The sequence below is a fragment of the Ruegeria sp. BF10 genome, assembly GCF_056538725.1.
The window spans coordinates 536225-556567 of the sequence record NZ_JBQFTR010000001.1 but is presented as its reverse complement, the minus strand read 5'-3'; the positions used below and the strand labels follow the sequence as shown (position 1 = coordinate 556567).

The following is a 20343-nucleotide window of genomic DNA, read 5'->3' as shown; positions in this document are numbered from 1 at the left end:
GTCAAGTTTTCGCACATGGTCCGCCTCTCACACGTTCGACCTTCACGACAACGGAGCGCGCAAAGAGCTCTTCGAGAGGCAGCCCAGCCTCGCCTTTGGAGGCTGATGTCGTAATGAAGTTGGAACGCGCTTCCGCAAGCTCTTCCTGCTTGGAGAACCGACTGAATTCAGGGAGCTTTTCATGCCATCGCTCTTCTTCACCGGCCAACAGGTCCGAGATTTGGGCAAGGCTCAGGGTGTCAGTTGGGCTGTCGCTGATCATGATGTGAATTCGGTTCTGGGCCTCTTTGTCGGAAATCTGCTCGGCCAACTTGTACAGCGTGGCAGCTCTGCGGCCTTCGGCCAAGGCGAGGTTCAGTTGTCCTTTGGAAGAATTGGCGCGCTCGTCTTTCCAGGTGCGGCTGGCCAGCCCGATTATGTCCAAGGTCAGTTCTGCACTGGCACCGTCCAAGGCAAGATCGTCGGAGCTTTGCAAGCATTGCTCCAGGTGTTCCGCGATGCGGCCAAAATACGTGCCTTCATCTGAGTTTCCCAGCACCGGGTCGTCGAAGTTGATTTGACGGGCGCCAAAGACAAAGGCCATTTGCAATGGCCGTTTTTCATATGCCGTTTTGTCCTTTTCACTGAATTTCACTTCGTTGTTGAAGAAAGGCAAAATCAAAGTGTCCGGCCAGCTTTTCCCAGCGGGCGCACCATTGGGCACGAGAAGGTTGGTTATCCAAGTGCTGGGTTGAACATCTGAGGGTGGCGTTTTTTCTTGCGACTCATACAGGATAGGCAGGACAACCGCTGCCGGGTTGTTTCCCAGTGGTAGTTCCTGTTCGATAAGCTGCGCCAGTTTCTCGTTTGACGTAGCGATCCTGGCCACCAGCTCAGACAGCGCCTCTATCTCGTCCTGATCGAGCAAATCCACCTGCAACGGGTTCGGGAACTTGGTCGACGGAGTGAGCGAGCCTGTCCGCGGCCATGTCAGGCGCATAGTATCCGCTACCGACAGTTTTTCGGCAATCACAAGCTTTTCCGCCAAAGACTGCCGTATGCGAACAAAGGCAGCAGCGAAACGCGGGCCATCGAATTCGGATGGGTCGGTCACGGCCAGCAACTCTTCCATCTCGTTGCGCGCCTCTGCAATCTCGGGATCCGTCTCGGGGGACCATACGGCTGTTGGTGCCCCGCTCAGACTTTCAGCAATTTTCTGAAGGCCCGAGAGTATCTCTTGGCGCACTTCTTTTTCGCCCAAAGCATCAAGCGCCTTGCCCGCGTGATGGACGCGCAGGGTATTGTGATTGGGATCTGTTGCCGTGCAATCCAGCAAGCCGTGATCATCATCCGTGTGTTCAGGGGGGATAACGCGGATTACCAGATCCCGAGGTACGACTTGCGCGCCGATTTCAGGGAATATCTGCAACACCCATCCCGTCCAATGTGCCGTGGATGGTGCCACTTCACGGACGAAGTAGTCGGCTTTCGTCGCAAAAACCAGACGGCCCCTTGCCAAAACACATGGAGGTGCCTCAGGTAAGCGGGCCACGAACACGCGGTGCTCCTCGCCACCCGAAACTGTATTGCCGATAAAACGATCCCATCCGAACAAAACCGCTGCTGGAAACGCCAAGATGGCGCAGTTGAATGCAAAAGTTTTTGCAGTTCGCCGGAAGTTCTCATTTCTCCACTGAAATACAGATTGGTCCTTGTTGCCCGCAGATTTCGCTCCGTATTCTATTGAAGGGAACTTCACAGCTTCGTCTAGCAAGCGTCTGCCCAGAATCATTTGACGCAATTTCGCCACCGATCTCTTGATCCATGAAACTAGCCGTTTCACGATTTTGAAGAGTAAGTTCGTTATCTGCGGATCAGACCTGCGTGGCATGATGATGTGTCGAATTTGACGCGCCGTATGCGTACGCAGTGCTTCCATCTTTTTCTTGCGCGCTGAAAAGCCCAACCAGATCGAAAAGGCCCAACTTGCGACAAAGCTTGCAACCAGGATTGTAATTGAATTGTCATGCAGCAATTCTGCGTTGTTGCGCGCTAGAATTCCTTTCACAAGTATCGTGAAAACTGCCGCCACAATGAAAGGGTGTGGCCTAAGAAGAGGCCTGCGTTCGATCGCTTGCGAAACGAGGCGTGACTGCTGTTCAGCGGCATCTCGATTTGGGGCGCTGCACAAGTCGTTTTGCAGGTTTTTGAGGTTGCCGTCGCTTTGCTTGAGAAAATCACCAAGCTTCTCGCAAAAGGATGCGCCCTTTTTGCACAGGTCTGCAATTCTTTCTGGCTCTAAACCGCTGGCTAGGCTTGCACTCTCTTCGGTCTTCATCCGCTTTTTGTGTCCGGAAAAGGTCTGGCTCAGCGCAGCTAAGAAACACTCAAGATTCTGTAAACGTTTTTGGGCGCATTCGGCCTTTTTTTGTTCCTCTGCCAGAACCTTTACGTCCATTTCGGCTTTCTGGCTGATCCGGTCGTAGTTCTGCCGCAGGAGATTCACGTAAGTCGGACCATCCATTTCTTCCGCAACTCGCTTTGCCGTCAGGAGGTCCACCAGTGATTGCAGTTCTTCCTCCAATGACTTGCAATTCAGGCGAAAGAACAGATCGGCGTCGTTGCGCGCTGCATTTTCGGGTGCTCTTTTCAAATCCCTAATCTTTTCAAGCAATTCATCCGGCTTTTGCAGTGGGATTTTGGATTTGTTCTCAACGAGAAACCGTGCACCATCGCTCGGAAATATGCCTAGGATGATCTCTTTGGACAGCACGTTCAGTGAATTCAACAAGTCCTGGATTTCGCCAATAACTCTCTCATAAACGGCCTCCCAGCGTTGTTCCTGCACCTGCAAGCGTGTCTCGGCCTCGTCCAGTTGTCCTTGAGCCTCGGCTCGATCAATCCCAGCCTCGCTGATCGCTGTTTCAAGATCGTTGATGATCTGCCGGCAATTGCTCAAATCGGCCTGAGCCCTTTCCAGCAATTCGGTAAGCTCACCGCGCTCGGCTTCCGGCGCAGATTCCAGCTTCTCCCTGTTTTCGTTAACGATTTCTTCGAATTGTCGCTCGTCTCGTCTCAGTCGTGCGAGTTTGTCAGAGCTGGCTTGCATGTGCCGTCGCACGGTTTCTATCTTCGCGCGATGCTCATCAACCTCATCGGTGGCGCTCTTACGCGCTTCATACTCACGGTCGAAAGCTTCGATATCCGGCAATAGACCTTCGAGGATCTTCTTGACGGCTATTGCCTGCTGCTCAGAACTGCCTGCGTCTGACTTGGTATCCTGAGACTTTATTTCTTCTTCCAGCGTACCAATATATTTTTCAAAATCACCATGTAGCATAATGAATTCCCCCTTTTCGTGCATCTACTCCGTCTTGTTTAGTTCTTTCAGAAACGCTTCGGCGCGCTTGAGGCCCGCCAAATAAAGCTCTGTCTTCTCGGGACCCGACATGACAAAGTTGAGCCAATTGGCCTTGCCAGGATCAATCGGCGCGATTCCTACGGGGTACTTGCGCATTGCGAAGTCCGCGTCGATCTTGGGGTCTTGCCGAGTCTCAAACTGTGCCCGAAGCGCAGCGTTTTGAATCCAGATTTCGCGGTCACGCTGCAACCGAACTGCTGTTGCGCAGGCGATAGCATCACCGACTAGATCAGACAGCCTTCTGCGCTGCGAGACGTTTTGATTCTCTCCACTGCTGACCAATGGTACGACAATGGTCGGAACGTCAGGCATCAATTGGCGAAATGAATCACTGGGCAGGTTTGATGTTAACCCGCCATCGAGAAAAACGAACTTCTCAAGTTCCTTGAACCTCTGGATCTGATTCTCAGAAAACAAACCTCGGAGCGTGTCTTCGGCGAACGCAGGCCAGATCTTTCGATCAGGTCGCATAACCACGGGGTCGAAAAACGCTGGGATTGACATCGACGTTCGTACTAGCCGCGCAGGAGAAATTTTGCTGTACTCATCACTTAGCAGGTTTAGGTCCTTCGGAAAGTGCATCTTCAGACCGACCGGCATCGCCGTGGCAATCAATTGAAGCAGTTCAATCCCGGGGTGTTCCAGCTTTGTGGTCGTGGGTTTCAAAACAGCTTTTTTTTCGCCTTGACCTTTCAATTCGAGTTCTTCGTTGCGCAAATCCTCGAGGTCGTTCCAAATCTGGCCGAGGGCCAAGTACATGTCCTCTATGGACTTGAAGCCGAGATCGTCCAAAACGGACTGCATCCAGTACTCAAACGCTCGCCCCGGGTTCAAACCTCGGCTGTCACGCAGTCTGCGAACGGCGGCGAACAAACCGAACCAGCTGCGAAATTGGTAGATCTTAGGTTGCTTGAGCGCTTGTTTGATAAATTTTCGGATTGGTCGCGGACCGTCGATGAAATGATCCATTGGGACTGTTTCGGTAAGGGCCGCCAGCCGTTCTGCGGTTGCACGGGTCAGGTCGCCTCCGCGTATCGCTGCAATGCCCATGGCGATGATCGAGCCGGCCGAGGTTCCGGCCAATCCGACAAAGCGTATCCCCGCCGCTTCTAACCCGGCGACAAATCCGGCATGCGCCAAACCTAGCGCACCTCCACCCTGCAAGATCAGATTGCAAAGTCGAAAAGATCCTTCGACATTCGGTTGACGTTCGGAAAAAACGGAACCAATTCTGTGGCCATCATTTTCGGACTCGTTCTTACTTGCTCGCAGCCAGAAAAACCGATCGATTCCGGGTAATTTATCATGGCGGGACTCCTCTGGTCCAGCCGGAGCCTGCAACTCAAACTCGGATTTAATGTCGATGAGAAGTCTACGGACTTCGGGTTCCCTAAGAAGATGCATGTTAACTCACAAAAAAATCTGTACAATTGCGCTTCTATTCGAGTGATGTTGTTTTTCCTTTGCCTTGAAGGATTGGCAAAAACAAACTGCCTAGCGAACCTGCATGATCACCTCTTTTCACCGGTGATCAAACCCGAAGACGAAACATTCCGGCCGTCTCAGATCTTTTACGCATTCCAAATCTCGCGTAAAAATCTGTTCATGTACGGCTCTGCTTTACAATCTCTGCCCAAGTGAGTCGTATGACCGCAGTCATCCACCATCAATCAAGCTAAACGAGACCACAAAAGCGACCGAAGCAGGCATAAATCGCACTATCAGGATAGTATTCCCACGAGTTCCCAAAGCGCCAACAGCAGCTGTAATCGAAATCAGCAACAGGACCGCACTTTGAGTGAAAACTTGATACGGGACCGGTACCCAGAAGCTCAAACACAGCCCCACAGCTATCGATGCGTTATAAGACGAAAAACTACGACCCAAAAATGCTGTACCCTTAATCTCTTCTTCAGAAAAATTGGTGAGCTTCTTGCAGATATATGGCCAACGAAACCACTGTAAGTAAGCAAAGAAAAAATGCCCACCAATGACGGCGGCCATTGCCATCCAATAGAAGTAATTCATATCATCCTCTTGGGTTTGGTGGGTTTCTTCGAATCACTGTCTGTCGAAAGAAAACTTGCCCCAAATCGCATCATTGCACGAACGAACTGAGTTCTATTCGAACAATTTGACTTGAGAAGAATGGATTTGGTTTGTGCGTTTACTGTTGCTACAGAACGACCACGTCGGTCTGCTATTTCGGGGTTGGTCAAACCTTGACCTATTGCGTCGACTAGTGAGGTTTCTGCTGATGTCAGACCAAATGCCTGCTGAACCAGCCGCGTATTGCACGAAACAGGAAGCCCTGTATCGGTACTACAGAGTATAAAACCGTCAAATACCCTGGTTCCGATTTCACCAGATTTACGGAGCGGTGAAAGCTCGATGCAAAGGGGCTCCAGCAAGTGGCTCACTATGCTTTCCTTGCGTGGTCGCGCGCCGAACTTGCCGTGTTGATGAAGATCGGACATCAGGCTTTCTAAAATCTTTTGCCCCAGACGATCCGTGATGGTCAATTTTCCGTCCGGACTAATTCGGAATGTACGATAAGTCTCCTGTTGTCGCTGGAATTCTTGATTTCGCGCCACAATCATACCTCTACGATCCAGAACACAAACGCCGATGTTCAAGCAGTCGATGGCAGAAAGTACACCTTGGTAACGTTCCTGCAATTGTCTCATCGGAAGGCTGAGGTCGAGAGCTTTCGCGATGTGGGGCAGGAGTTGGGATAAGTATTTTCTCTCTACTTCGTCCAGCGGTTTCCTGTTGGCGGCTAATTGCACTGAAAACAGGGATATCCATGGATTGTCCTTATTCAATATTCCGGCCGCGCGGTGGAATATTCCAAGACGCATTAGTTTTTGAACGTGTTCTTGGCTTTTTAGTTCTTTAACAGACGGCGCAAGAAGAGTGTCATCAAGGATTTCAATTTCGTCGTGACTTCGGGTTTTTTCCCGTAAAATTTCCTGATCCTTGGCTTCAAGGTGTTGGCACTTTACAAGATAGGTATTCAGTGCGGCATTTGTATAAAAGCCAGAATGAAACGGCGCGGTCAGAGACATATTCCCATCGCCTTGAGACCATTCAAATATTATGCTTCCCTGTGCTCCGATCCGTTCCACCAGCTGGTCCAAGACACCGGTCCATGCCAATGGGTCGGCAATTGCATCATAAATTTCAAGCGTAAGATCTCGAATTTCTTGGGTCACAATAAGTTTCCCTTTTTTTAAATATATCGGACCATCTTAACTTCTAAAGCGAATATCAGCATAGCCCATTTGGGTGATGCCTTTTTCTGGATCGGACATAGAATCAGTTCGTAAAAAAGTATCTAACCCTGCAAAATTACACCAAGTGTGCTAGAGTGTACACTTGCAGATGCATAACATTTCTATGACTATACAGCTCTTTCCGAACTGGGAGTCTGTGGCAGATGGTTTTCGCCAATTATTTTTTAAGGAAGGAATTAGGCTATGGGAAACTCCCGAAAGCGAGAAAACGACATCTCAAATCTACATCCTGCAATTAGGGAACACGTCAGGGCCATACAGGCTCAACTACAGAAGGAGGATATTCCATTCGAGGTTTTCGAAGCATTTCGAACACCAGAGCGCCAAGCAGATCTTTATGCGCAAGGAAGAACGAAGCCAGGCGCCAAGGTAACCTGGGTTGGACCATGGCATTCGATACACCAATACGGGCTCGCCGTCGACTTCGTCCTAAGGGAGAACGGTAAGTGGAGTTGGGATACCACAGGCCACAAAGGGGCTTGGTGGGACCGGATGCATGTGATCGCAAAAGAAAATGGAATGACGCCGATCTACAACTCCAAAGGTAAGCTCATCGAGAAACCACATATTCAACTTCAAGGAACAAAGTCTCGCGACTTGTACCAGGGGGCTTATCCGGATGGCGGAGACGAGGCCTGGGCCGATCGCCTCAACGAATTGATCGACAACTGGAGTGGGCTCCCTGCCCCTCCGCCGCGACCTTCAATAAATCTGGGCGCACCCGCAATCGACACGGAGTTGATGGCATCCATGGAGGCCGAGTCATCGGCACCGGTGCATACTTCGATGAATTCGGCTGAAAGAGATCTCCGTTTCCAAAAGCTCCACAAATTCATCAAAGATGCGGAAGGCGGGTTCGTAAATAATCAGCACGACAAAGGTGGCGCCACAAACTTTGGCATTACCAAGACAACTCTGGCGGAATGGCGTGGTACGAACGTAACGGAAGAAGACGTTGCCACCATGAGCCAGAAAGAGGCCGAAGAAATCCTTTATACAAATTACTACATCAAGTGTAAGTGCGATAAATTGCACGACCGCGTTGCAATGGTCGTCTACAATATGGCAGTTCACTCGGGACCAAAGGTGGCCCAAAGAACTGCACAACGCGCCTTCAATGAACTTGGCATGAAGGTTGACGGCACTTCGTTGGAAGAAGATGGGATAATTGGCCGGGTCACGTTGAGCGCGATCAATCAGACCGACCCGTCCGTGCTTTCCGAGAAATACCTCGAGCTATACGAACAACGCCTGCGCGGTCTTGAGGATTTTGTCATCTTTGGGGCCGGTTGGATAAATCGTGTCAACAAGTTGCGTGTCTTTTTGAATGCTTTGCCAGAGGGAGAGGGCAAACGTCCTATCAAAATCATGAAAGTTAAAGAAAGAGACTTGGACATTGACGTCGACGATGTACTGAGAGTTGCATTGATGGCATTGACTGGTGGAAAATCCGCAGCCGTTAAGGCATTGGCCTTAGGAATTCTGAACAAGAGACTCGCAAACAAAACCGACGAAAGAGATGAAAATCTCAGTTTGCTAAATGCGATACTGAACGAAAAGATCGACGCGCCGTCGGATGAAAATGCAACGTCTCAGCCGGTTGCGCCTCTCGAAGAACTAACACCTGTCAACAATGCACTTGGACCGATGATTGGCAAGTTGTTAGACGGCAAGAAGTCCATTATTGGCATCGTCGGCCTTGTCGTCACAGCCGTTCTTCCGCAACTCGGCTTAAGTTCCTCTCAACCGCAATTGCAACAACTGCTTGCCGATGGCGACAAGACCACCATGCTCACTTTGTTTTCGCTGCTAACGAGTTGGGGTTTTCTCGGGAAAATTGACAAAAAATTTGTGGATCTAAAGCAAAGTACATGACCGCAACGTGAGGTGCCCCTAGTTTCATGGGGTCACCGAACGGCCCTTTCGATGGCGGCACTCAGGGCTGCGCGTGACAGTTTCTGTAGATCGGCAACGTCCCGCTTCTTGAGCAGGTGAATGCGTCCGTTCCGGGCGCGATCTTTCCAAGAGTCGTCCAATTGCGCCGCTTCGTGCATTCGGCTGATTAGCGCAGCCCCAGCCGCATCTTTGCTTTTGCCGGGCGGCAGCATTTCAATTGCCGCAAACCCGTCCCTGATTTTCAGATGGCGCCGATGCGGAAGGTTTACTCCTCTCTCCGTTAGGGCGACGCCAATGACCACGCGTGGTTTGCCTGCCGGAAAGAACCGGCATTTGTGCGATTTCAACCCAGCTTTGGCGATGATGCCACGCACCTTAAAGAGGGTGGCGCGTGATGCACTTTCGCCGCTGAGGTACATGTCATCCACATAGACCGTGAACGTGAGCGCGTTTTCGGTCGCCAGATTAGCGATCTCGTCGAACATACGTTTATGGGCAAAGTACGAAAGGATGGGACTTACCGGGCTTCCAGTTGGCAAATGTCCGTCGACGGTCAGTGCCTTCGCCATGAGCATAGCGACATCACTTCGGCACCGCATGAAGTCCACGAAAAACAGGTAGACGGCGTGAGTCGTAACGTTCTGGAAGAACGACCGGATATCGACCTTGATGAGGTTGGTATCTGCGCGATGTGCTTTGGCATTGGTTATGTAGGATCGGCCTTTGGTTGCCGAATGCAAATAGTCGGGGGTTTCGATCCGCGCCAGCCACCGGGAAACTCGCTTGTGGATCGCGCGCAGCCGGTCTTTTGGCTCCTGCACGTCCCGTTTCTTCGTCTTTCCCACCTTGAAGCGCTTGTAGTTGTCCAGCCGGTTCGCCAAATCTTCAAGCTCTGCCACATCGAGACCAAGAACCTCAGCCAGACGCCGTGGCGATGTGATCTTGTAGAGTGGCGATTGAGCGAGGGGATATCGGCGCATGGATCAGGCGTCCTTCTTCTGATCTGATCCGGAAATCGTGGCCATCCAGTCGAGCATCTTCAGTGCTTTGTGCGCTACGAAATTCCGCGCCCGATCAGAAAAATCGGAGTCTTCGGTCCGCTCGGCGAACAACATCAACGACGACACAGGGATCTCGAAGTAGTCCGAATATCGTTGCAGTGTCTCAATCGTGACCTTCTTCTTACCGGCCTCCAACTCCGTAACGAACGACCGCGAAAAACCAAGCTCGCGAGCGAGATCGGCTTTGGTCATGTCGTGATAGACCCGGACAAGTCTTAGCGCTTCGTTCAGCATCATCTCCACCAGCGGCACAAGGGTAGCTTAGAGGTTCTCGAACAACCAACGGACAGAGCGGATTGCGGCAACGATCATCGCGACCACTTTCCAGACCGTCAGCAGAATGCGCCGCATCCTGCGTCCCCTGCGGCTCCACTTCGAGCGCGCCGAGGGTTTCACGAGAGAGTTTCGCCCGGCGACCGGGGGATCATCTGTGTCTTGCGACATGACTGAGTCCTTTCGTCTCAGAGCACCAGACGGGATTGTCTGGCGTCACGCTCTCTGAAACAGGCTCAGGCGAAACACCTCTAAGCCACCGTGATCGCCCGCTCACGCGGGGCGATCCTTACCGGGCCTCGCCGCCGCTGCCCGCTGCCGGGAAACGCCGCCGGTGCGCCGATAAGAGGAAGAGACCTGCGCCTCCAAGCGTCAAATGACGCCACATATGCGTGGTGCCTTCCCGGTCACACACCACATCTGGGGAGCCGTTCGCTGAATGTCAAGGCATGTTCGCCATATGCGAACAGTTGCTAGGCGTGGCCAAGACACTCGCGCAAGCGTTCAAATTTAAGCCAACCGTTCGTCTGCAAATTCCGAAGCAGTGCTTCATCAAGTTCCTCGTGAGCCGCAAAAGCGGCCTCACGCAACCATGATATCGCTTCCGTGGAGCCGTCTGGTACTGGCGTACCTGCATTGTCAAGTTCGGATTGATAGCGGTCGAAATAACCCGATGCACGCGGATCGGGATGTGTTTGCCGACCCAGATAGACTATCGCTCGCCTCCCTTTGGCGAATACGTCGCTCGGATCGGTAGACAACAAATTTCCGAAGGCAACGCCGAGCCCACCAAATGTCAGCTTTGCTTGGTTACGACTGACTTCTATCGGCAAACTGTCAGACAGCGAATAACAGTCTAACCAAACGCTACGTATCTGATGCATTCGGCCACCGACATTGCCCTCACAGGTTCCCCATTCGTAGAAGAAACTGCGAATATAGGTGCGAAGCTGTTCTTTGCCTTTGAGTTTTGGGAGTTCTCGGGCATGAAGGTCACAGGCTTCACTGGGAAACCCGGCAAATCTCAGTGCCCTCGCAAGGTCGTTAATCACATCGACTCGCTCAGAAAGAAATTTGCAGGAAGCTTCTGCCGCCGCAATTCCGATCTCACCACGCCTCACATCTTCCAGAAGACGCGGCAAAGTTCTCTTGAGTTTGGCACCAGCATGGACAATAGGCCCATGACATTCACGGCTGACTTGCCCGTCACGTCCGAGCCGTGCCGCGTGTTCAACAAGCGCCCACCAAATGTCTTCGAGGTTTGACCCGAAGCGTGTTTCTGAGGCCACCGTGACTGCTTCTGCAACCCGTTTGTGTCGTGTAAGAATATGCCCTCGGCTTTCCGCTGCGCCGAGTTCGCGCCCGAGTGCGCCGGTGATCGCCACCGACACGCGGTTGACCGGCAGATCGCAGATCGACGCTAGGACACGCTTGTCGAGCCCAGGCATCCCAACCGCGTGACAATTCGCGACGTAGAGCAAGGCATCGTAGAGATTGCCCACTCCGCCATCGATGTCCCGGTGGCGCAACGGCTCCATCAGAGTAACGACATGGTCAATCAGCGCTGATCCGGAGAACCGAGTATCGAGCAAGCCACCGAAGAAACTGCCGTCTCCGCCTTTGACATCTTGCGCCCGCGTCGCGGCGACGAGCTTCTTGATGCGCTCATCCCGTGACTTCTCGGACATCAGGCCCCGTAGTCCGGCATCCCCCTGTTCGCTCCATGCATCAACGACACGTTCTGCGTCGTCTTCCGCGATGCCGCCGAGCACGATGTCATCAAGACGGCTCAGCCGCCCGTTCCAACCCTTTTGATCACCCTTCTCGGCAAGCCAGTCGGTGTCACGCGCAGCCAGCAAGAAGGTAATATTGCGCCGCCCGGCCTCATGAAGGCGAACCGCACATTGCCATAGTTCATCGATCAAACCCTCAGCATCATCGGCAACAAGCACCCAGTGATGATCGGGATCTAGTGAAGCCACCACATCCGGGTTCAGGCCAGCATCGGGTAAAGGTCGATGCAGCACCACACAGTCGCGTTCCCGTGCCGCAGCAACCGCTGCCTGCAACAAGGCGGTCGATTTGCCTTCGCCACCCGCCGCGCGAACCAGTTGCAGGGTGCAGCCTGCAATGCTGACCAGCCCTTGGTCGATCCTGTCAACAACTGTCGCTACGTGGCTAAGCCTTGGGATCAGGGGACTGATTGCATGCCGTAGCGTTGGGACGGCCCCGTCAAAAAACCGAACAGCTTCCTCGCCCGTCAAGGGATCAAAGGCATCAAGCCGTTCCTTCGTCACCACTTCCCACCCGGCCAGAGGTGAGGTCTCAATTGCCGACCGTGTCACAGGATCGAAACCCAGATCGGCGATCAGGTCATCGAAGAAGGTGTGGCAGTTGACGCTGTGGAAGAACGTAATCCGCTCTTGTTGGATGCCGCCTTTGAACTTCTCGAAGAGCGCCGCGTTCTGTTCTCTGATTTCTGCTGGGCTGCTGCCGTAGAAGCACCACGTAACCGTTCCACTGAACGTGTCAGAGCTGAGGCAATTGGCGAGCGCGGACGTGAATATATCGTCCCAGCCACTGTATGCCATGACCACAAGGTTGGTCTGGTGTAGATGCTTTTCTAAGGAGGCTTGGAGTTGCGTCCGCTTGGCCTCTAGCTGTTGCGGGCTGTGCAGCGTCGGGGAGTCCCGCCAATAGCCGTGAAGGTGGAAAATGCTGACGTCATCACGAGCTACGCTGATCGGTGCGTTCAACGAACCTTCCAGCGGAATGGTGTATGGTTGATAGCGAATGCCCTGCGCGTGAAGCGCAAGCCCGATCATCGGATCGAAATTCGTGGTAAACACAGGGCCTGAAAACCGATTTGGGTCGAGCTTGATCAAGTGGGCAAGCCCACGCTGCCCTTGCGTGATATTCCATTCGTTGGGTGCACCATCAGAACCGTTATGCGGGTCGAGGCTCGGTGTCCCTGTCTTGCGTGCCGACAAGACCGCTGTTTGAACGATCTCCGTTACAACGTCAGCATCAAGGACGCTGAAAACAAAGCTCATGGCCGCTTGGTATTGGCCCGCACCATCAGCACCCGCAAGACGCGCTTCGAGTTCCTTCGAGAAGTCCGCGCCTTCGGCAGCAACGCGTTTGCGAATGACCTCTATGAAACCAGAGACGGGCGGAACGCCGGTACCATTTTCCCATGAGAACGGCGCGCCAACGAGGAAGCTCGCTGGTTTGCCAGTTGTGCGTTTCAGCTTCAGCTTCAACGCTGAAATATCGTGAATTTCTGGTGTCATAGCGTGACATTGGCACAGAAGCAGTCAGCGATTAACCGAAAACTGACACTTGGGGAAACGAGCGCTCGGTTTCTCGCCCAGGCCGCGTCAGCGCACTTTCAAACCAAGCGACGCCTTCGGCTGTGTAAGTTCCCGGCCCAATCGCCCCTTAAGCCAAATTGGCGAGAACCGCATTTGTGCGATGCTACCCAAATGATACCCACAGGGCTAGCGGCCACAAAATCGAGCTACCTAGTGGCGCATAAACATTTAATATTGTTATTTAAAAGTGGTGCCCGGGGGCGGAATCGAACCACCGACACGAGGATTTTCAATCCAGGTCATTCAGTTTTTACGCGCATCCAGATGCGTCGGACTGAATCGCCTCAATCACCATAAGTCATTATTTTTTATAAATATTCGCAATATTGATTTTCGCGACATACGTGCACTGTGAAGTACGAAAAAGCAGCCCAGCGTGGTGGATTTGTTGCCCCAGTGTTGCCCCAGAAAGAACCGGACGATGTCGAACAGAAGAGCTTTGACCGATGCATTTGTGCGTACCGTCACCGTGGACAGGCGCACCGAATTCTCAGACACCCAGTGCCCGGGGCTGAAGCTGCGCGTCTCCAAGACGGGCAAAAAGAGTTTCGCTCTCAAGGCCCGCGACGCGTTCGGAACGGTGCAGACCGTCACACTTGGAGAGTACCCGACCACAACCCTTCGTCAAGCTCGAGACGAAGCACAGGAGGCCCGGCGGCTTCTGCGTGAAGGGACAAACTTCGCGGCAGAAAAGCGCACCCGCAAAGCGGAACGCTCGAGCGCGCCGACACTGGCCGAACTGATCAAAGAATATCAGGTCGTCGGGAGCGTCACGACGAAGGTGTGGCGCCCACGGGCAGATGAGCGCCTGCCGGAGGCGCAGAGTTCAGTCCAACGGGTTTTCGCACCGCTCCTCGACAAGAACGTGACCACGCTCAACGCTGAAGACTTCGCCGAAGTCATGGCCAACTACCGCCCGAAACAGAGGGGCAAGGTGTCTGCGAACGGGAGCGTATCCCGCGCGCGGTCATACCTGTCGGTCGTGCTGGATTGGGCCGCGCACCGGAAGCGCTTCGGAAAGATCGGGGCTGGCCGAAACCCGGCTTTGGTTGTGGTCGATATCAAGCTCACGCACGACCCTGCGATCTCGGACCCGTCGATCACCGGGGGACGGGAGAGAGTTCTCACCGAAGATGAACTGGCCTCGGTCTTGCCATTGATGACATACCCCGCTCCGAAAGCGTTGAGCGGCAGGCTCGCGGCAGAGGACCACCTGCGGCCGGTTGCACATCGGTTTATCCTGCTGACCTTGGCCCGCCTTCGTGAGGTCGCGGAAATGCGATGGCGCGACGTCGATTTTCGATCAGGCATCTGGACGAAAATCCCGATCGACAAACGCTCCGCCGCCGAAAGCCGCAGACAGCGCGTCCCTCTCTCCGATGCGGCCATGTGCCTGCTGAAATCGCTCCCCGGTGCGGATACGGCCGACCCGGACGATATGGTGTTTCCAAACTCCTATGGACAAGTGGAAGTGAACTGGAACCGGGGAACAGAAGCGATCAAAAAAGCAAGTGGAACCAGTGGCTGGACGCGGCATGACCTTCGCCGTACTTCAGCGACGATCTTGGCAGCCCTGGGGGCACCCATCGACCTGATCGCCGATATCCTTGGGCACTCGAACCGGTCGAAGCGGCACGGCCTTTCTGGCGCGGTGGAACACTATGTCATCGCAACGAAGATCCTCAGAGACGTCGAGGACCCGCGTAAGGTCGTGCTGGATCAGCTTGCGACGGTGCTCGACGCGATCGAGGCGCGGGCCGGGGACAATGACACCCACAAGGAAGGTCAGGCAGAGAGTTCATTCGGGAAAGACCAAATTTAAGAAATCTCTGGAGGAGCAGTCGGTTGATCGTCGGCTTCGTCACTGGCCGTATGCGATTCGACTTCGATCAGTGTATCCTCTGAAACAATGCGAGGTACATTTCCGGCCTTGCTCGAGAATTCCGAAAGAAAAGTGCTCCACCGCGCTTCTAGCGGGCTGCCATCTTCGATGATGCTGCCTGCCAGCATATCGAGAATCGCGCGGTCGCCCTCGGTGCCGATCAGCATGACCGCGGACCCTTCGGCAACAAACCGGTGTCGGAGCTGGACGCCGACTTTTCTCGCAGCACGGTACAGCGCGGCTAGCAATCCGACTCGGGTTCGATTTCGCCGAGCAGAAAATCCAGCTTTTCCTCCAACGCGTCGATGCGGCGCTGCAAAGCTTCCATCGCCGTAGCCAAGGTCCGGAACGCCGTAGTCTGCTCCGCCAGCTGGCTCTCCACGTCGAGAAGAAGACCAATCAGCCTTTCGGCGAATTCCGTTTTCACGTCCTCCTGCTCGGGGTCCAGGAGTTGCAGAAGCGGGTGAAGGCGGCGGACATCCTCCCGCGTCTTGTCCAGCTTGAGGTGGGTGAGGTCGTGATCCGAGATCATTCCGTTCATTGTGTGTTTCCTTCGGTTGGCCGATTGGGTGGGGAATGGCGCGCAGACGGTGGGCGATGTCCACAAACAGCAGGACGACCCCCACCACCCGCAGATGGGCTGCTAGGCGAAAACGTTTCAGGATGCAGCGCGAGGAAAAGGCCGCGCCAGCATCCTTGGGGTTAACCGACCGTCCCGTAACGATGTTGGTCGGAACAAGCCGGTCGGATCGGTCGGGGGCTAGTTGGACGCGCCACGGAGACCCATGCATTTCCAGCGCATCGTTCAGACTTTCGACAGTGCTGGGCCGCGCGGATTTCATTGCTGCGTTCAGGTCCGATGCAAAACTCCATGCGGCTTTGTTTTTGCGGGCTGCCCTTTGGGCGAGTGCCGGGGTGAGCGTCAGGTTGGGATCCGACCGCCAAGGCAGGTCCGGCAGCCCCAAGCGCTGCCGAAGGTCGCGCTCCAGCCGGTCGGTGGTGCGCACAGAGGTCGCGACGTCGAGGGGCCGCCCCATGAAAGTCTGACATGCGCTGACGATGTGGACGTGGTCACAGGATGTCTCTTCTCTGCCCCAGAGGAGCCAAGGCACCCGTTCTGGGGGCAGGCCGCTGGACCTGAGAACAAGCCTTGCTACGACCAGCCATTGTGCTTCTGTCAGCGATGCACCGCGGGGCATGGACAACGTGAAGTGGACGAGACCTTCTCCCCGCGGCGCCTCGAAGGGGCGGAAGAATTCGACCGCCTGCCACCATGTCCGAACGGGAATTGAACCGTTCAGCACCGCTCCGTCCTTCGACAGATATGGCAGGATCGTGCCAGCCAGACTGTGAAACGTCGTGTATCGCCTCACCGAACGGCCCTTTCGATGACGGCAGTCAGGGCCGCGCGTGACAGTTTCTGCAGATCGGCAACGTCCCGCTTCTTCAGCAGATGAATGCGCCCGATCTGGGCGCGATGTATCTGGTGGAGCGCATAGCTTACCCAGGCGATCTCGGCGGCGAGGTCGCCTTCGGCCGGTTCGCCGTAGTTGAGCGCGGCATGGATCATGTACTTCGAGCGCGTCGCAAAACCGTGCTGTGCTGCGCGGGCATCGATCTGGCGGGCCTCCTTCTTCGAGAGGCGGATGGAACTGGACAATGTTACTTTCGGCATACTCTATCCCTTGATTGAGTGATGCCAAATTACCGTTCGCGCCGTGTTTCCCGAAGAATTTTGGTCAAGGCGGGAATACATTATCCGACGTCGAAAACGCGGTTTCAGCCAAGTATTCTTTGGAAAATTGCAGGTTCAGAGAGGTTGCAAAAAAATTGTAGCCATTCTCGGCTTCAGAAATTTTCGGCTTTTCCGGAATTTGTTTTTCACAGACCCGGCAGAAAAATGACGTCACCCCATAGGTTCTTAAGATCAGGGAACTCAGGAGCACTATATGAACGACTTTCGATGGGTTGGACGCGTCGGGCTTTTTCTCCGTTTCATGACAAACCCGTCGATCGAAACACAAACGTAAATTCAGCGCCTGTTACGTCGAGCACGTGGCGGGTCACATCAAAAAAGCGAGCACGCGTTTTTCCAGAACTTGAGGTGGAAAAATCCCAGCCTTCTGGAGTGGCCGTTGGGCTCAAGGTTGCACTTCCAAAGAAGCAATATTCAGTCGGTCCGCCCATCGGCGCGAAGTATCACAAGTTGGTTCGTCTCGGGAATTTGCTTAAACAGCAACCCGACGCCTGGACATGATCCCGTCAATCTCTAGAAATGTTTCCGCAAAAGGAAAACAACTGAGACGAGTGTGACTGACCCGCGCCTCACCTGCCCAATCTGCATGCACCGTTTGGCCGGGTTGATCCCAGCCCCTCGGCATGTGCAGGCATGGGAGGATCTGACCGCCCCCGAGCAAACCAGCATGCTCGCCCAGGTGGGCATGGCGCTCGGAAAGGGAGCCTCAGGCTTCTTGGCATCCTCGGAGCACGGTCATTTCCACTTGCGCGAGACATCCGGCGCTCGCCTTACGACTGGCGGCCAAGATCCCCTCTTGCCTTTGCTGGCCGAGCGCCTCGACACGGCGCAATCGGTAGACCTCGCGGTTGCATTTGCGATGGACAGCGGCGTGGCCCTTCTTGAACCCTGGTTCCGCGAACTGCTAATGCGCGGAGGTAGGCTTCGGATCGTTGTGGGTGACTATCTGGACACGACCGACCCGACCGCCCTGGCCCGACTGCTGGACCTCGATGGCGCCGAGGTTTTCGTCTTTGAGACACAGGGCCTGAGCTTCCACCCTAAGGCGTGGTTGTTCCGGGCCTCTGACGCGCGCGGGGCAGCCATTGTCGGAAGTTCCAACCTCTCGCAATCGGCGCTCACCGACGGCGTGGAATGGAACCTGCATTCCGAGGAGGCCGCTGACAGCGTCGCGGTAGCGTTTGAAGATCTTCTCGCCCGCCCAGAGGTGAAGCCGCTAACCGCGGACTGGATCGATGCATACACCAAGCGCCGCAGGGCTCGGCCCATGCCGGAATTCACAGCGCGCGTTGTGGCAGAAGAAGGCCCTCCTCCGGAGCCGCACGCGATTCAGCAAGAGGCTTTGGCCGCCCTCGCGCAAAGCCGCACCAACGGACATCGCGCGGGACTCGTCGTATTGGCGACAGGGTTGGGAAAGACTTGGCTTGCGGCCTTCGACACCATCCGGGCGGGGGCCGACCGCGTTCTGTTCGTCGCCCATCGCGACGAAATTTTGACCCAAGCAATGGCAGCGTTTCGAAAGGTGCGGCCCGACGCTAAACTAGGGCGCTATACGGGCACCGCAAAAGAAGCCGACGCCGATATCCTCTTTGCGTCTGTCCAAACCCTCGGCCGCATTGGCCATCTGCGCCAATTCGACCGGGATCACTTTGACTACATCGTGGTCGATGAATTTCACCACGCCGCCGCTCGAACCTACCAGAAGTTGATCGAGCATTTCACGCCCGGGTTCCTCCTTGGCCTCACGGCCACCCCGGACCGGACTGATGGCGCAGACCTGCTGGGCCTTTGCGGCGAGAACCTCGTCTACGAGTGTGACCTGTTTCGCGGGATCGAGGCAGGACGCCTGTCGCCGTTTCACTATTTTGGTGTGCCTGATGATGTGGACTATGCGCAGATTCCGTGGCGATCCGGTCAGTTCGACCCAACCGCTTTGGATGCGGCCCTGGCAACCGAAGCCCGAGCTAGGAACGCGTTGGACCAATACCAAAAGCGCGCCATCGGCCCAGCGATCGGCTTCTGCTGTTCGATGCGGCACGCCGACTATATGGCGAACTATTTTCGCGAAGCAGGGCTGAGGGCCGTGGCTGTCCACTCCGGCGCAAGCTCCGCACCACGCGCAAGCTCCCTGGCTGCGCTCGGCCGCGGCGAGATCGACATCCTGTTTGCTGTCGACATGTTCAACGAAGGTGTCGACGTGCCCGAAATCGGCACAGTCCTCATGCTCCGCCCCACCGAAAGCGCGATCATCTGGCTTCAGCAGTTGGGTCGCGGCTTGCGCCGGGTTGAAGGCAAAGTGCTGCAGGTCATCGACTATATCGGGAACCATCGAAGCTTTTTGACCAAGGTCGCCACGCTCTTGCGGGCTGGCGCGGGCGACCGCTCGATCTCGACAAAGCTTGAGGCCCTGCAAGCTGGCGAATTCCACCTGCCACCGGGCTGCGAAGTCACTTACGAACTTGAAGTGATAGACATCCTACAAGGCCTTCTGCGACCCAAGGAGGGCGCGGCAGAGCTCGAGGCGTTCTATGCCGATTTCCGCGACCGAAACGGTGTCCGGCCAACCGCCGTCGAAGTTTTCCGCAACGGCTTTGACCCACGAGCATCCGGCCATGGCGGGTGGTTCGATTTCGTTCGCGATATGGGCGACGAATTGCCAGAACGGCCGTTTTCCACCCACGGCCGCCTGTTGCGTGACCTGGAACGCCCCAATCGCTATTCCAATGCCGCCTTGGTTGGATTGCGCGACATCGTTGCCGGCAGACAACCCAGTGAGGGACATTCCGAACTCGCACTCGACCCTTACATTGCCCAAACCACCGAAGGGTTCGGGTTGGCCCGACCCCATGCTTCTGGAAAACTGGAGCCACTGGTGCGCGAGTTGGTCGAGTGGCGCCTGGCAGAAACCCCCATCGTCCGTGAGGCCGCCGAGGCCTCCGCAACCTTTGTCGGAAAACCCAAATCCCTGGAGCTCTGGCACCGCTACTTAGTACCCGATATCGCCGAGTTCTTCGGCGAGGAATACAAACAGAACCTATGGCGCACCGGGATGAAGGCATTGCCAAAGAAGAAGACCATGATTCTTCTGGCCAATGTTTCCACGCAGGATCTGACCTACGAGAATGCGTTTCTTGGCCCATCCCGTCTGAAATGGTTCAGCCAGAACCAGACGAAGCAAGACAGCAAGCATGGTCGCATCATCAATGGCACCGAGGGGCATGAGGTGCACTTGTTCATCCGCCGCGGAAACAAGGTGAATGGGAAGGTCAACCCATTCATCTATTGCGGGCAACCGAAGTTCGCAGGCTGGGCAGGCGAGAAGCCGATCGAGGTGCAATGGGACTTAGACGAACCGGTTCCCCAAGAGCTTTGGGCAGAGCTTGGCATTCCCACAAAAGAATGATC

General features: G+C 54.9%; 14 protein-coding genes. 3 read left to right on the top strand and 11 right to left on the bottom strand.

The window, feature by feature from the left end; genetic code table 11:
• Position 1: 1 nt before the first annotated feature.
• The 4 genes from ACR0DJ_RS02850 to ACR0DJ_RS02835 form a co-directional block, all read right to left on the bottom strand.
• Positions 2-3319, bottom strand: a complete 3318-nt coding sequence (locus ACR0DJ_RS02850; protein ID WP_480683812.1) for a hypothetical protein — start codon at positions 3317-3319, stop codon at positions 2-4.
• Positions 3320-3343: 24 nt separating this feature from the next.
• Complete coding sequence (locus ACR0DJ_RS02845) at positions 3344-4804, bottom strand: patatin-like phospholipase family protein (protein ID WP_480683811.1); 1461 nt, start codon at positions 4802-4804, stop codon at positions 3344-3346.
• Between the two features lie 252 nt (positions 4805-5056).
• Positions 5057-5428 carry a DUF1304 family protein gene (locus ACR0DJ_RS02840; RefSeq protein WP_480683810.1) on the bottom strand — a complete coding sequence of 124 codons (372 nt, stop codon included), beginning with the start codon at positions 5426-5428 and terminating at the stop codon, positions 5057-5059.
• Positions 5425-6615: a helix-turn-helix transcriptional regulator gene (locus ACR0DJ_RS02835; RefSeq protein ID WP_480683809.1), complete on the bottom strand. Its 1191-nt coding sequence runs from the start codon at positions 6613-6615 to the stop codon at positions 5425-5427. The genes ACR0DJ_RS02840 and ACR0DJ_RS02835 overlap by 4 nt, the downstream gene beginning before the upstream one ends.
• Positions 6616-6879: 264 nt before the next feature.
• Between ACR0DJ_RS02835 and ACR0DJ_RS02830 the strand changes: the two genes are divergently transcribed.
• A complete protein-coding gene (locus ACR0DJ_RS02830; RefSeq protein ID WP_480683808.1) occupies positions 6880-8571 on the top strand; it encodes a glycosyl hydrolase 108 family protein in 1692 nt (563 codons plus the stop codon).
• Between the two features lie 32 nt (positions 8572-8603).
• Here the strand turns inward: ACR0DJ_RS02830 and ACR0DJ_RS02825 are convergent, their stop codons facing one another.
• The 4 genes from ACR0DJ_RS02825 to ACR0DJ_RS02810 form a co-directional block, all read right to left on the bottom strand.
• Positions 8604-9572 carry a reverse transcriptase family protein gene (locus ACR0DJ_RS02825; protein WP_480683807.1) on the bottom strand — a complete coding sequence of 323 codons (969 nt, stop codon included), beginning with the start codon at positions 9570-9572 and terminating at the stop codon, positions 8604-8606.
• Between the two features lie 3 nt (positions 9573-9575).
• On the bottom strand, positions 9576-9890 hold the full coding sequence (locus ACR0DJ_RS02820) for a helix-turn-helix transcriptional regulator (protein WP_480686250.1): 315 nt from the start codon (positions 9888-9890) through the stop codon (positions 9576-9578).
• Between the two features lie 24 nt (positions 9891-9914).
• Positions 9915-10097: a hypothetical protein gene (locus ACR0DJ_RS02815; protein ID WP_480683805.1), complete on the bottom strand. Its 183-nt coding sequence runs from the start codon at positions 10095-10097 to the stop codon at positions 9915-9917.
• 302 nt (positions 10098-10399) lie between these two features.
• Complete coding sequence (locus ACR0DJ_RS02810) at positions 10400-13219, bottom strand: P-loop NTPase (protein ID WP_480683803.1); 2820 nt, start codon at positions 13217-13219, stop codon at positions 10400-10402.
• A 520-nt stretch (positions 13220-13739) separates the two neighbouring features.
• Between ACR0DJ_RS02810 and ACR0DJ_RS02805 the strand changes: the two genes are divergently transcribed.
• On the top strand, positions 13740-15122 hold the full coding sequence (locus ACR0DJ_RS02805; RefSeq protein ID WP_480683802.1) for a tyrosine-type recombinase/integrase: 1383 nt from the start codon (positions 13740-13742) through the stop codon (positions 15120-15122).
• Here the strand turns inward: ACR0DJ_RS02805 and ACR0DJ_RS02800 are convergent.
• The 3 genes from ACR0DJ_RS02800 to ACR0DJ_RS02790 all read right to left on the bottom strand — a co-directional run bounded on the left by ACR0DJ_RS02800 (position 15119) and on the right by ACR0DJ_RS02790 (position 16857).
• Positions 15119-15349: a hypothetical protein gene (locus ACR0DJ_RS02800; RefSeq protein ID WP_480683801.1), complete on the bottom strand. Its 231-nt coding sequence runs from the start codon at positions 15347-15349 to the stop codon at positions 15119-15121. The two genes, ACR0DJ_RS02805 and ACR0DJ_RS02800, sit on opposite strands and share 4 nt — an antisense overlap.
• A 74-nt stretch (positions 15350-15423) precedes the next feature.
• Positions 15424-15723 (bottom strand): hypothetical protein, encoded by a 300-nt coding sequence (locus ACR0DJ_RS02795; protein WP_480683800.1) that lies wholly within the window; start codon positions 15721-15723, stop codon positions 15424-15426.
• A gap of 828 nt (positions 15724-16551) precedes the next feature.
• Positions 16552-16857 carry a ribbon-helix-helix domain-containing protein gene (locus ACR0DJ_RS02790; protein ID WP_480683799.1) on the bottom strand — a complete coding sequence of 102 codons (306 nt, stop codon included), beginning with the start codon at positions 16855-16857 and terminating at the stop codon, positions 16552-16554.
• 877 nt (positions 16858-17734) lie between these two features.
• Between ACR0DJ_RS02790 and ACR0DJ_RS02785 the strand changes: the two genes are divergently transcribed.
• A complete protein-coding gene (locus ACR0DJ_RS02785) occupies positions 17735-20341 on the top strand; it encodes a DUF3427 domain-containing protein (protein ID WP_480683798.1) in 2607 nt (868 codons plus the stop codon).
• Positions 20342-20343: the final 2 nt, after the last annotated feature.

Bases quoted from the DNA above. Each gene is read 5' to 3' on its own strand.
- ACR0DJ_RS02850 (WP_480683812.1), bottom strand. From the start codon at position 3,319: ATGCTACATGGTGATTTTGAAAAATATATTGGTACGCTGGAAGAAGAA.
- ACR0DJ_RS02810 (WP_480683803.1), bottom strand. From the start codon at position 13,219: ATGACACCAGAAATTCACGATATTTCAGCGTTGAAGCTGAAGCTGAAA.
- ACR0DJ_RS02840 (WP_480683810.1), bottom strand. From the start codon at position 5,428: ATGAATTACTTCTATTGGATGGCAATGGCCGCCGTCATTGGTGGGCAT.
- ACR0DJ_RS02800 (WP_480683801.1), bottom strand. From the start codon at position 15,349: ATGCTGATCGGCACCGAGGGCGACCGCGCGATTCTCGATATGCTGGCA.
- ACR0DJ_RS02830 (WP_480683808.1), top strand. From the start codon at position 6,880: ATGGGAAACTCCCGAAAGCGAGAAAACGACATCTCAAATCTACATCCT.
- ACR0DJ_RS02790 (WP_480683799.1), bottom strand. From the start codon at position 16,857: ATGCCGAAAGTAACATTGTCCAGTTCCATCCGCCTCTCGAAGAAGGAG.
- ACR0DJ_RS02820 (WP_480686250.1), bottom strand. From the start codon at position 9,890: ATGATGCTGAACGAAGCGCTAAGACTTGTCCGGGTCTATCACGACATG.
- ACR0DJ_RS02825 (WP_480683807.1), bottom strand. From the start codon at position 9,572: ATGCGCCGATATCCCCTCGCTCAATCGCCACTCTACAAGATCACATCG.
- ACR0DJ_RS02795 (WP_480683800.1), bottom strand. From the start codon at position 15,723: ATGAACGGAATGATCTCGGATCACGACCTCACCCACCTCAAGCTGGAC.
- ACR0DJ_RS02815 (WP_480683805.1), bottom strand. From the start codon at position 10,097: ATGTCGCAAGACACAGATGATCCCCCGGTCGCCGGGCGAAACTCTCTC.
- ACR0DJ_RS02845 (WP_480683811.1), bottom strand. From the start codon at position 4,804: ATGCATCTTCTTAGGGAACCCGAAGTCCGTAGACTTCTCATCGACATT.